An 11,890-nucleotide genomic window follows, 5' to 3' on the forward strand; every position below is an offset into this window, starting at 1 on the left:
CTCCTGCAGCTTAAATTATTCCTATAACGCAAAAAACCGCAGTATATACTGCGGTGATTTGCGTGTACACAACGTCTTGCGGCGCTGTGTACCAAGAAAGAAAGGATAAATATGAAAAGAATTAATCAGTTTACAATAGCCTTTTCAGTTTCCTTATCGAAGATATGGATTCTGTTAGGATCAATAGCAACCTTGATGTCGTCACCAGGTCTTGCTGTTGATCTTGGGCTAACTCTTGCTGTGAGCGGAATACCCTCACAAAGGAGATAGAGGTATGTCTCAGCACCCATCATTTCTGTGATCTCAACGTTAGCGTCGATAACACCTGTAGAAGCATTTGAAAGGTACATTTCCTCGTCGTGGATAGACTCAGGACGTACACCGAGAATGATCTCCTTGCCAACATAAGCGCCGAGGTCTTCGTTTACCTTTGACTCAGGAACGATGATCTGATATCTGTTGCCTCTGCCGTTTGTTGCGCCGAATTCAACGATATACTGACCGTACTCTTCCTTGAGCTCTGCGTCGATGAAGTTCATCTGAGGTGAGCCGAGGAAGCCTGCAACGAACTTGTTTACAGGGTTCTCGTAGAGGTTCTGAGGTGTATCGATCTGCTGAACGAAACCATCCTTCATACAAACGATTCTGTCACCCATTGTCATAGCCTCTGTCTGGTCATGAGTTACGTAAATAAATGTAGTACCCAGCTTCTTGTGGATCTTAGCGATCTCGGTTCTCATCTGAGCACGGAGCTTAGCATCGAGGTTTGAGAGAGGCTCATCGAGAAGGAATACCTTAGGTGAACGAACGATAGCACGACCGAGAGCAACTCTCTGTCTCTGACCACCTGACATAGCCTTTGGCTTTCTGTCGAGGAGGTGTGTAAGGTCGAGGATCTTAGCAGCCTCGTTTACCTTTCTCTCGATCTCGTCCTTAGGAACCTTACGGAGTTTAAGACCGAAAGCCATGTTCTCGAAAACTGTCATGTGAGGGTAAAGAGCGTAGTTCTGGAAAACCATTGCGATATCTCTGTCCTTAGGAGCGATATCATTAACGAGTCTGTCGCCTATATAAAGCTCGCCCTCTGATATCTCCTCGAGACCAGCGATCATACGGAGAGTTGTTGACTTACCGCAGCCGGAAGGTCCAACAAGAACGATAAACTCCTTATCTCTTATCTCTAAATTTACATCTGAAACAGCGACAACGCCGCCCGGATATTTCTTATAAATGTTTTTAAGTGTTAAGCCTGCCATTTTTAATCTGTTCCTCCAGTATAAAATTGTGCCGATATATTTTTTTCCGCTATCAGCTATGATAATATGATACCATACTTTGCAAAATTTTTCAAGTTGCTAAATTGCCAAAGTTATAAATCGTTGTTTATTAGATTTGCCGAAAAAACAGGGAAAAATTGACTGTAAAAAAGGTCAAAATCCTGTGGTTTGAACAAGTTTTCAACATCTTTGTGCAATAATTCCATACACTGTCCTATCGCCAGTTTTTCGGGCAAAATCAAAGCTCCCAGTGAAACGCGCGCCAGTCGCTCTACGTGATTGCCCACAGCTGCGAACATTCTTTTAACTTGGTGATATTTTCCTTCACAAATTTGTATCATCGCCAGTTTATCGCTATTTTCCGCAGATTTTACACGAGCAGGCAGACAAGTCTCCCCGTCGGCGAGTTTAATGCCCTCTGCAAATTTGTTAATATAATTATTTTCAAATGGTCTGGCAAGTTTCACAATATAAATTTTGGTTATTTTTCGGCGTGGTGACAATATTTGGTGAGCCAGCTCGCCGTCGTCTGTGATGAGCAGAGCCCCTGTGCTGTCCTTGTCGAGACGCCCTGCGGGGAACATACCCTTTGTCCGCATTTCGGGCGGAATGAGCTTTATCACGGTCTCTCCGTCCTTGTCGTCGGTAGAGCAGACATAGCCCTGCGGCTTGTTCAGCAGTATATATCTGTACCGTGAGCTTTTCAGCTCCTGACCGCATACGCTCACTACAGCCGTATTGCCGTCTATCTTGACGTCAGAGCGCTTTGCGGTAACGCCGTCAACGGTTATCCTACCCTTTGCCGCAAGCTCCTTTATCTGACTTCTGGAGTACTCTGTGCGCTCGGATATGAATTTATCAAGTCTTATCTGCGCCATTGAGACTCCTTTCGGCATAATGTACGGACTTGGGTGAATAGAATCTACTTATAACAATACAGGAGTTGATAATATGAGAAAAATTATATTTATGGCTGCTGCGGCTGCATTTGCTCTTGCGGCGTGTACTGCAAATGACGATACATCAGCAGTCAGCATAGCCGCCGAAAATGCCGCTCAGCGCATAAGCTACTTTGCCTCTCACGGCTGGGAGGTAGAGGAGATATCCGAAAGATGCGTGACTATCCCCGAGAGCTTTTCCTCTGTCTATGAGGAATACGCCCTCATGCAGGATAAGCAGGGACTTCCTCTCCGCCGTTATGCAGGCAGAAACGCAAGACTTTTCGTCTATGAGGTGAAAAACTACAGCCCACAGAACAAAAAAATGCTTGCAGAGCTCCTTGTATGCGATAATACTGCCGTAGCCTCAATGGTCTACAGTGAGGACAGCGGCAGTATAAAAATGCCTGTGAGCTGAATCAGAATACGTTGAGAAGGCTTCCTACGAATGGGAATTTGTAAGCTTTGCCCTTGTAAGCGCCGTATCCATAAAAGAAACATATTCCAAGGTAAACAAAAGGCCAGAGTATTCTGAAAATAATGCCTAAGATCGGGATAAATCCTAAAATTGCAAATATAATGCCGATGATAAGAGCTATGATGAGCCATGTCAGGGACTGATTTGCGTGGAATTTATTGTATGTGGAGTTTCCGTCCATACAAATCGGCAGGAAGAAAAGAATAGGGATAAGATATGCAATGATAGCGATTGCAGAATGCTTCTTTACATCTGCCTCGGCAAATGTTTTTTCGGTGTTGATGTCATTGAAATTCTCAAGAAAAATGTCGAGTTTCTCAAAAAAACCATTTGTTCCGTTTGGTGTGCCATTGCTCATAGTAAAAACCTCCGTAGATTATAATTCGGAATATTCTTCCGTTTTTTGTTTTTTTCCGTCAAATTCGCTTATAGCCGCTACAAAGCTGTCTATATCCGTAAAATCCTTGTAAACAGACGCAAATCTTATATAGGATATGGGATCTATCTCCCTGAGCCTGTCAAGCACCAGCTCGCCTATCTCAGTGGATTTTGCAACTGTTCTCAGGGCGTTTGCGTAGTAATTCTCAACATAATTAGCTATCTCATTGACCTTTTCAGCTGAGACAGGACGCTTTTTTATTGCCGAGACTATGCCGTTTATCAGCTTTGTCTTGTCAAAGAGCTGAACGCTGCCGTCTCTTTTTTCCACCATAAGCAGAGGCACTTCAACAGCCTCAAATGTATTGAATCTTTCGCCGCACCTGACGCATTCACGCCGCCTTTTTGTCTTGTCATCAACAGGGCGTGAATCTATTACCTTTAATTCTTCATATCCGCAGTATGGACACTTCATAATCTTTGCTCCCTGCCGTAAGGTTCAGTCATCCTGCAGAGCTTGTTATAGCTGGATATCAGGTCGCTTATACCCGAAAAGCCGCCTCTGTAAAGCTCCAAGATGACGCTGCAATCCGAATTGTATACTGCAAGCTTTTCAAAGAACTGCTTAAAATTGAATCTTCCTCTGCCTATAAGCAGGCAGTCTCCCATTTCTCCCGAATCGCTTATATGGACGTGGCATATCTTGTCACCCACTGCGTCGAGGAATTTCAGGGGGTTCTCATTGGAGCGCAGAGCCTGCTTTGTATCGAGTACAAAGGCAAACTCATTGCCGAGCATATTCTTTATCTCTTTTACGAATACCGATGAAGCGCTTTTGCACCGCGAAACGTTCTCGACTGCCACTGTTATGCCGAATTCCTTACCCAGTCGGAAAAGCCTTGAATACCTTTCGCAGTAAAACTCGGGAGTACATATGGAAGTGGGTTTTCCGCCGTGAAAAACGAATATATCGGCTCCCACGATATTCATAAAACGGAAGTAAAGCTTGTAATATTCAAGCATATCGTCAATTCTTCTCTCGTACTCCGAAAAGAACATCTGCGGTTCTATCTCGCAGGTAAACGGGTGTACGGAGGGGCTTTTGACATCGAATCTTTTCATAAGATTGGCAATGCCGTGAGCGAAGCCCTTTTTCAGCTCTGAATGAGTATTTATGAACAGCTCAACGGTAGAAACTCCGTTGACTGCAAGCTCGTAAAGAGACTCCTCAATGGGCTTGGGATACAGGCAAGCTGTAGAAACACCTGCTATCAAAATTATCCCTCCCAACAATATAACGATACACATAGGTATTATATCATAAAGTCATAAAAAAAGCAACATTCGCGGAAAAAAAACTTACTTTTTTTTGCATTTTCAGCGCGAAAATGGCTGCGCGTGCTCTGCGCTTATACCATATTCAAGCCGAAAGCCAATAAAAAATAATATCTTAGTTTAGAGTTGAGAGTGAAGAGTTGAGAGTTAATGTGTTCGCTCCGCTAACATAATTTAAATAATATCGCCGCAGGCGATACCATAACTTTCAACTCTCAACTGAAAAACAATGTCATTCTTCTGCAGCCCTGCATATCATATTGCGGAGGTGTTTATTTTGCTGAAAGAGTTTTTTCTCGCTTTTATCGTCAGTATCGACATTTATCTCGCGGCGGCTGCCTGCTGCAACAGCGGCGTAAGGATACCACTCAGCTCCGCTTTCATAATAGATATGTTCTCGGCAGCGATTTTATTTATTTCCGTTACCCTTTCTGATATTATTTCGGGATTTATCACGTCCCATACTATCCATATCATCGGCACTGTAGTGCTTATCACTATCGGCTCGCTGAATATCGCAAAAAGCATTCTGCGAAACATCATCAGGCGTATCTCCGACAGGGACGGTATTTCCCTGAAAATGGGAGAGCTTTCTGTTTTCGTCAAGCTTTGTCTCGACGATTCAGCCGTTGATATGGACAGCTCAAAGGTACTGTCCATAGGCGAAGCCGCTGTCCTTGCCCTTGCAGGCTCCCTTGACGCTGCCGCTACGGGACTCAGCTGCGGCGGCTCTGATATATCTGCCGCAGGCGCAGCGGCGGCGGTATTCATATGCGGAGCTGCCGCACTTATCCTCGGCTCTCTAACGGGCAGAAAAATATCCTCCCTGAACCACGATCTCTCGTGGACGGGAGGATTATTTCTCATTATTTTTGCCGTAGTATCAGCTTAAATTTCGTATACCACTATCTCGGGAGGACAGAAAAGTCTCATTTTTCCAAGACCTGCCGAAACAAGGAGCTTCCTGCCGCCAAAGTCGTACACTCCCTTGGCATATTTCGGGAAGAACTTGCGCTCAGGTGACAGCATTGCAACTCCGAAAAGCCGCACTATACCGCCGTGTACATGACCGCTGAAGGTGTAATCAGCGCCCCATTCCGCATATGCTTCGCCGAAAAAGGGATTATGTGCAATGAGCAGTACCTCGCCCTCGGGGCATTTTCCCAGCTTTTCCTCAATGTAAGCCTTGTCGATAACGTCAAGGTCGCGGTAGCCGCCGTTTTTCTTATAGACGCCGTAATGCTCCATAAGACCGTATATTTTCAGCTCTCTGCCTCGGATATTCACGGTGGTATGCTGGTTTTTCAGCATTATCTGCTTGTTCCGCTCAAACATTGCTTCAAGCTCGCCCCGCATTTCCTCGGAAATGCTCTGCTCGTGGTTTCCGTATATCATATACACGGGAGCTATTTCGCACAGCTCCCTCAGCGCCGCCTCAGCATTGCTGAGGGTGATTATTGACCTTGATACAAGGTCGCCGCTGAATATGATGATATCGGGTTTTTCTGCTCTTACCTTACGGCACAGCCGAGAGTTTCCCTCTCCGAAGCACCGCTTGTGCAGGTCGGAAAGATGTACTATCTTAATGCCGCTGCCAAGCTTTTCGCGCCTGACAACAAGCAGAAAGAAGTTCTCAAATACGGCATAGAGCAGAAATATTACTGCTGCAATCAAAAAATATATCAATGTTTTTTCCTTATGGTGGGGTAATTATTCCTCGTTATCGTCGTCATCGGGCTCTTCATCGACAACTACCTCGTTCTGCTCCTCAAGTGCAGCCTCAGCTTCTGCCTCCTTGAGCTGCTCCTCTGTGAGCTGCTCTACCTTTTCGGTCTCGGCATTGTCGTCGTGCTCGGCACGGGTGAATGCAACTACATTAGCACCCTCGTTGACTCTCATAACGCGGACGCCCTTTGCGATACGTCCCATGATACGGATATCGCTGGCAAGTATTCTGATGATGATACCGTCGCTGGATACGAGGATAATATCGTCTTCCTCGTCAACTATCTTGATACCGCATACCTTTCCGCGTATATCATCGACCTTATAGTTGGTAAGTCCGTAACCGCCGCGGTTCTGTATACGATAGCTGTCAAGGTCGGTCTTTTTGCCGTAGCCGTTCTCGGTAACGGTAAGGAGCGAAGCTCCCTCGCGGACTCTTGCCATACTTACAACGTAGTCGCCGTCACGGAGCTTGATTGCTCTTACGCCGTGAGCTGAACGTGACATAGCTCTTATCTTGCTCTCTTCAAGGCGGATAGCCATACCGTTATGAGTTGCAACGAAGAGCTGAGCATTGCCGTCGGTCATACGAACTCCCTCAATCTCGTCGCCCTCGTCAAGTCCTATAGCGATAAGACCGTTCTTGCGGACGTTCTTGTAGAGTGAGAGGTTAGTTCTCTTAATCTTGCCGTTCTTTGTGACCATGGTGATGAACTTGTCATCGTTGAAGTCAGTGGTCTTTATCATAGCCGCTATCTTCTCATTTTCGGTGAGAGGAAGCAGATTTATGAGATTGAAGCCTCTCGAAGCCTTTGAGCCGTCGGGAACTTCATAGCATTTCAGCTTGTACATGATACCCTTGTTGGATATGAACAGGATATTGTCGTGAGAGCCGCAGATGAACATTTCCTCCACGAAGTCCTCATCACGCTGCTTCATGCCCGTGATTCCGCGTCCGCCGCGATGCTGTGTCTTGTACTCTGTCAGCGGCATACGCTTGATGTAGCCGTTGTTTGTGAGAGTAACAACGCAGTCCTCCTCGGGGATAAGGTCCTCGATATCGACTTCACCGCTGACATTTTCGATGTCAGTGCGGCGTTTGTCGCTGAACTTTTTGCGGATAACGTTGAGGTCGTCCATGATTATCTGATATACGCGGTTAACGTCTGCGAGGATATCCTCAAAGTCGGATATCTTGGTGAGAAGTGCATATAATTCGTCGGTTATCTTCTGTCTTTCGAGACCTGTCAGCTGTCCTAATCTCATCTGAACGATAGCCTCAGCCTGTTCCTGTGAGAGACCTGTCTGAGCCTCGATGTGAAGTCCTGTGAGGTCGTACTGTGCGCGGTCAAGGAGAGCTGACATATCAACGTCCTTGAAGCGCTCTATCATGCGGTCTTTAGCCTCCTGAACGGTAGAGCTGGAACGTATGATATCTATTACCTCGTCGATATGGTCTGCCGCAAGCACGAAGCCCTGTAAGATATGGGCTCTTTCGAGAGCCTTGCGGAGATCGAATCGTGTTCTTCTCTGGATAACGTCTACCTGGAAGTCAAGGTAGTGCTGGAGCATCTGCTTCAGAGTGAGTATCTTAGGCTCGTTGTTTACCAGAGCAAGCATGATGATACCAACTGTGTCCTGAAGCTGTGTCAGCGCAAAGAGCTTGTTGAGGACGATATTCGGTACAGCGTCCTTTTTCAGCTCGATAACGACTCTCATACCCTCCTTGTCGGACTCGTCGCGGAGGTCGTAAAGTCCCTCGATACGCTTGTCTCTTGCAAGCTGGCTTATGCTCTTGAGGAGTCTCTCCTTACGGAGCATATAGGGTATCTCGTCGATGATGATGCAGTTTCTGCCCTTTATCTCCTCAAAGTGAGTACGGCTGCGGAGAGTTATCTTGCCCTTTCCTGTTGCATAGGCTGCGCGGATACCCGCTCTGCCCATGATTATGCCGCCTGTCGGGAAATCAGGTCCCTGAATGTGCTCCATGAGCTGTTCAAGGGTACAGTCGGGATCGTCGATAAGGAGCTGTAATGCGTCGATTACCTCACCCAGATTGTGGGGAGGTATATTTGTAGCCATACCAACGGCGATACCTACAGAGCCGTTTACCAGAAGATTCGGGAAACGTGAGGGAAGTACGGCAGGCTCTTTGAGACGGTCATCGTAGTTGGATACGAAGTCAACGGTCTCCTTGTTGATATCCGTGAGCATATCAAGGGTGAGCTTTGCCATTTTAGCCTCGGTATAACGGTAAGCCGCAGGTCCGTCGCCGTCAATGGAGCCGAAGTTTCCGTGACCGTCGACAAGAGGATATCTCATAGAGAAGTCCTGTGCAAGTCTTACCAAAGCGTCATATACCGACGCGTCGCCGTGTGGGTGATATCGTCCCAGTACCGCACCGACTGTATCGGCGCATTTACGGTAGGGCTTCTCGGGAGTAAGTCCGTTTTCATGGAGCGTGTACAGTATTCTTCTGTGTACAGGCTTCAGACCGTCTCTTACATCGGGGAGCGCTCTGGAAACAATTACCGACATGGCATAATTGAGCATGGAATTTTCCATTTCGTCAACTATCTCGGTATTTATTACCTTTGAGTTGTCTGTGTAAAGCATTTTTTCCTCCTGAGAGAATTGAATTTATTTTGAAATGGGGTTTGTTACTTTATATCTCTGACTATTTTCAGCTCAGCCTCGGAAAAGCCTTCCTTAGGGAGTATGTAGAACATTTCCTTTCCTGCCAGCATGAGGAAGAACCTGTCGTATTCCATGAGCTGAAATCCCTCGTCAACATTTATCCTTGTCTTTTCGGGAAGATGATCTGTTTCGGTAATATCCTCGGTATCTTCTTCGCTTTTTTCTTCTTCCTCAGGCTCAGCTATATTGCTGAGGTCGTCGGAAACTGTAGAAATATCAACGAATTTGTCACCTACGCCTATTTTGTATATCGGCTCTCCCAGCGCTCTTACGGATTCTGTAAGACTGCGGCGCATTTTACGGGGATTGAACCACTCGCGCAGAGAAAAGGCGGCGGCAACGATAAAAGCAAGATACATGATGTATTTCTGCTTTTTCGGAGCGTCATGCATTGCAAATATGCCGAATATCAGCAGAACTATCGCCAAAACTCCGAATATCGCCATGTAAATGTAGCTTTTCGGATAAACGTATTTTTTCTGGAATTCAAGGTAAGCGTCGCGGAAGGTGTCCGCAGGTACCTTGTATTCCTTTTCAAGCTTGTAATTTTCTTCCATAAGTACTCCCGTCAGATATCAAGATCCTGTGCGAATCTGGCGTTTTTCTCGATGAAATTACGTCTTGGCTCTACCTTGTCGCCCATGAGGATACTGAATGTCTCGTCGGCTTTGAGAGCGTCCTCCATGCCAATTCTTACGATAGTACGGTGCTCGGGATCCATAGTTGTCTCCCAGAGCTGTTCGGGATCCATTTCACCAAGACCTTTGTAGCGCTGTACTTCAACGTCCTTGTACTTGCCGTCCTCGGAGAGCTCTGCGATATACTTGTCGCGCTCCTCGTCGGAGAATGCGTAGTATATCTTCTTTTTGCGCTCTACTCTGAACAGCGGAGGCTGTGCGATATAAACGTTTCCGTTGGTGATGAGAGGTCTCATGTAACGGAAGAAGAATGTGAGCAGAAGTGTTCTGATGTGCATACCATCAACATCGGCATCGGCCATGATAATGACCTTGCCGTAGCGGAGCTTCTCGATGTCGAAGTCCTCGCCGATACCTGTTCCGAGAGCAGTAACCACGGGCTCAAGCTTGTCGTTGCCGTAGATACGGTCTATACGAGCCTTTTCAACGTTGAGCATCTTGCCCCAGAGAGGAAGGATAGCCTGATAGCGTCTGTCACGTCCCTGCTTTGCACTGCCGCCCGCAGAATCTCCCTCGACGATGTAAACTTCGGTATATCTTGCGTCGCGCTCGGCACAGTCCGCAAGCTTTTCGGGCATTGAGCTGTTTCCGAATGCGTTCTTCTTGCGCTCGGCGTCTCTTGCACGCTTTGCGGCTTCTCTTGCCCTGTATGCAGAAAGGCACTTCTCAAAAATTATATTTGCTATCTCAGGATTTTCCTCAAGGAAATTCATCAGCTTCTCTGTGACAAGATTCTCTACAAATGGCTTTACCTCGGGATTTCCGAGACGTCCCTTTGTCTGTCCCTCAAATTCGCACTCTGTCAGCTTTACAGATACGATAGCTGTAAGTCCTTCGAGAACATCGTCTCTTTTAAGGCTCTCTATCTCCTTTTTAGGAGCGTCCTTGCCCTTTTTTGAGCTTTCCTTTTCCTTGAATTTTCCGAATTTCTTGCCGTATTCGTTTATTACCTTCAGGAGAGCGTTCTTGAAGCCTGTTTCGTGAGTACCGCCGTCCTTTGTATGGATATTGTTTGCAAAGGACAGTATTACGGGATTATAGCTGTCGTTGTACTGGAGAGCTATCTCAGCAAAGGAATCTCCCTGAGTACCCGAAATATAAACTACCTCGCCGCTGAGAGCTTCAAGACCTCTTGTAGCGTGGATATGCTCTACGAACTGACGGATACCGCCCTCATAGTGGAGAGTTTCCGTCTGGATATTCTCGCTGTCGCGCTTATCCGTGAAAACTATCTTTATGCCTGCGTTAAGGAAAGCCTGCTCGCGGAGACGCTTTAAAAGCAACTCATAGTCGTAAACAGTGCTCTCGAATATCTCTCCGTCAGCCTTGAACATAACGGAGGTACCTGTTTCCTTGGTATCACCTATTACCTTTAACTGCTCGTCGTAATGACCGCGCTCAAAACGCTGGAAGTAAACGTGCTCGCCGTCCTTGACAGTGAGCTCCAGCCACTCGGAAAGGGCATTTACTACGGAAGCGCCGACGCCGTGGAGACCGCCTGATACCTTATATCCGCCGCCGCCGAACTTACCGCCTGCGTGGAGAATAGTATAAACGACTGTAGCCGCAGAGATGCCTTCCTTCGGGTGGATACCTACAGGAATACCGCGTCCGTTATCTGAAACGCGGATAATATCGCCTTCGAGTATCTCAACGGTTATCTCGGTACAGTAGCCTGCCAGCGCTTCGTCGATAGAGTTGTCCACTATCTCGTAAACGAGGTGGTGGAGTCCCCCGGGACCTGTAGAGCCGATGTACATACCCGGTCTTTTGCGGACCGCTTCAAGTCCTTCGAGGACTTGTATGTCGTTTTCATCGTAGTTGTTGTTCTGCTGACTCATGATTTACCTCCAATAATTTTGGTTGTATATGTCATTTACCCAATTTATGGGATTATTGTCGATGTAATCGCAAATTTCGAGAAATTCCTTTTCATTGCGGATTATGTGGTCGTGGAATGACCTTTGCCATACCGAAAAACCTATTTGTTTCGTTAATATTGTTTTTAAACCATTGATAATCAGATTAACAGATTTTGTAGGGGAGGCCGCCCTCGGCCTCCCGCCATTTTCCACATCATAATCTGAAACAAACAATATCATGTGTATATGGTCTGGCATTATAACGTATTTTTCTACGGAAACGTATTTATAAATCTCGTTTATTTTGAGAATATTATTATTTACTATTTTTCCAATATCTGTCAATCTTATATTCGGGAGGCCGAGGGCGGCCTCCCCTACTTCCGTTATTTCGGAAAAATAATGTATTCTGTTTTTGGCACATATGGTTATAAAATACAATCCGTTAGATGAATAATCGTAATTAGCCAATCTGATATATTTACGTGTAACTTTTTCCATA

At 46.2% G+C, this 11,890-nt stretch carries 12 protein-coding genes; 2 read left to right on the forward strand and 10 right to left on the reverse strand.

All coding sequences use genetic code 11. From position 1 onward, the window contains the following. Nucleotides 1–125: 125 nt before the first annotated feature. A complete protein-coding gene (locus tag T497_RS0100565; protein WP_028513935.1) occupies nt 126–1,256 on the reverse strand; it encodes an ABC transporter ATP-binding protein in 1,131 nt (376 codons plus the stop codon). 113 nt (nt 1,257–1,369) lie between these two features. After that, nucleotides 1,370–2,155: a pseudouridine synthase gene (locus T497_RS0100570; protein WP_028513936.1), complete on the reverse strand. Its 786-nt coding sequence runs from the start codon at nt 2,153–2,155 to the stop codon at nt 1,370–1,372. Nucleotides 2,156–2,228: 73 nt separating this feature from the next. Between T497_RS0100570 and T497_RS0100575 the strand changes: the two genes are divergently transcribed. Next, nucleotides 2,229–2,633 (forward strand): DUF4830 domain-containing protein, encoded by a 405-nt coding sequence (locus tag T497_RS0100575; protein ID WP_028513937.1) that lies wholly within the window; start codon nt 2,229–2,231, stop codon nt 2,631–2,633. Nucleotide 2,634: 1 nt separating this feature from the next. On the opposite strand, the gene T497_RS17200 is transcribed toward T497_RS0100575, so the two are convergent. From T497_RS17200 to T497_RS0100590, 3 genes are read right to left on the reverse strand one after another with little or no spacing between them, the layout of a single operon-like run. After that, on the reverse strand, nt 2,635–3,051 hold the full coding sequence (locus T497_RS17200; RefSeq protein WP_051530400.1) for a DUF4870 domain-containing protein: 417 nt from the start codon (nt 3,049–3,051) through the stop codon (nt 2,635–2,637). A gap of 18 nt (nt 3,052–3,069) precedes the next feature. Continuing rightward, on the reverse strand, nt 3,070–3,546 hold the full coding sequence (nrdR, locus tag T497_RS0100585) for a transcriptional regulator NrdR (RefSeq protein ID WP_028513938.1): 477 nt from the start codon (nt 3,544–3,546) through the stop codon (nt 3,070–3,072). Further along, the gene (locus T497_RS0100590; RefSeq protein ID WP_028513939.1) at nt 3,543–4,346 is read right to left on the reverse strand and encodes a sugar phosphate isomerase/epimerase family protein; all 804 of its coding nucleotides are present in this window, start codon (nt 4,344–4,346) and stop codon (nt 3,543–3,545) included. The genes nrdR and T497_RS0100590 overlap by 4 nt, the downstream gene beginning before the upstream one ends. 337 nt (nt 4,347–4,683) lie before the next feature. On the opposite strand from T497_RS0100590, the gene T497_RS0100595 reads away from it, so the two are divergent. Beyond that, the gene (locus T497_RS0100595) at nt 4,684–5,298 is read left to right on the forward strand and encodes a manganese efflux pump (protein WP_028513940.1); all 615 of its coding nucleotides are present in this window, start codon (nt 4,684–4,686) and stop codon (nt 5,296–5,298) included. Here the strand turns inward: T497_RS0100595 and T497_RS0100600 are convergent. From T497_RS0100600 to T497_RS0100620, 5 genes are read right to left on the reverse strand one after another with little or no spacing between them, the layout of a single operon-like run. Next, the gene (locus T497_RS0100600) at nt 5,295–6,092 is read right to left on the reverse strand and encodes a metallophosphoesterase (RefSeq protein WP_028513941.1); all 798 of its coding nucleotides are present in this window, start codon (nt 6,090–6,092) and stop codon (nt 5,295–5,297) included. The genes T497_RS0100595 and T497_RS0100600 overlap by 4 nt on opposite strands. Before the next feature lie 24 nt (nt 6,093–6,116). Beyond that, complete coding sequence (gyrA, locus tag T497_RS0100605) at nt 6,117–8,747, reverse strand: DNA gyrase subunit A (protein ID WP_028513942.1); 2,631 nt, start codon at nt 8,745–8,747, stop codon at nt 6,117–6,119. Between the two features lie 44 nt (nt 8,748–8,791). After that, on the reverse strand, nt 8,792–9,385 hold the full coding sequence (locus tag T497_RS0100610) for a hypothetical protein (RefSeq protein ID WP_037324127.1): 594 nt from the start codon (nt 9,383–9,385) through the stop codon (nt 8,792–8,794). An 11-nt stretch (nt 9,386–9,396) separates the two neighbouring features. Continuing rightward, nucleotides 9,397–11,367, reverse strand: a complete 1,971-nt coding sequence (gene gyrB, locus T497_RS0100615; protein ID WP_028513944.1) for a DNA topoisomerase (ATP-hydrolyzing) subunit B — start codon at nt 11,365–11,367, stop codon at nt 9,397–9,399. A gap of 3 nt (nt 11,368–11,370) precedes the next feature. Then, nucleotides 11,371–11,889, reverse strand: a complete 519-nt coding sequence (locus T497_RS0100620) for a transposase (RefSeq protein WP_028513945.1) — start codon at nt 11,887–11,889, stop codon at nt 11,371–11,373. Between the last annotated feature and the right edge of the window lies 1 nt (nt 11,890).

The organism is Ruminococcus flavefaciens MA2007, assembly GCF_000621845.1.
GTDB classification, from domain to species: domain Bacteria; phylum Bacillota; class Clostridia; order Oscillospirales; family Ruminococcaceae; genus Ruminococcus; species Ruminococcus flavefaciens_E.

What these genes read in the sequence shown, in the direction of transcription:
- T497_RS0100565 (WP_028513935.1), bottom strand. Translation starts at nt 1,256, where the DNA reads ATGGCAGGCTTAACACTTAAAAACATTTATAAGAAATATCCGGGCGGC.
- T497_RS0100570 (WP_028513936.1), bottom strand. Translation starts at nt 2,155, where the DNA reads ATGGCGCAGATAAGACTTGATAAATTCATATCCGAGCGCACAGAGTAC.
- T497_RS0100575 (WP_028513937.1), top strand. Translation starts at nt 2,229, where the DNA reads ATGAGAAAAATTATATTTATGGCTGCTGCGGCTGCATTTGCTCTTGCG.
- T497_RS17200 (WP_051530400.1), bottom strand. Translation starts at nt 3,051, where the DNA reads ATGAGCAATGGCACACCAAACGGAACAAATGGTTTTTTTGAGAAACTC.
- nrdR (WP_028513938.1), bottom strand. Translation starts at nt 3,546, where the DNA reads ATGAAGTGTCCATACTGCGGATATGAAGAATTAAAGGTAATAGATTCA.
- gyrA (WP_028513942.1), bottom strand. Translation starts at nt 8,747, where the DNA reads ATGCTTTACACAGACAACTCAAAGGTAATAAATACCGAGATAGTTGAC.
- T497_RS0100610 (WP_037324127.1), bottom strand. Translation starts at nt 9,385, where the DNA reads ATGGAAGAAAATTACAAGCTTGAAAAGGAATACAAGGTACCTGCGGAC.
- gyrB (WP_028513944.1), bottom strand. Translation starts at nt 11,367, where the DNA reads ATGAGTCAGCAGAACAACAACTACGATGAAAACGACATACAAGTCCTC.
- T497_RS0100620 (WP_028513945.1), bottom strand. Translation starts at nt 11,889, where the DNA reads ATGGAAAAAGTTACACGTAAATATATCAGATTGGCTAATTACGATTAT.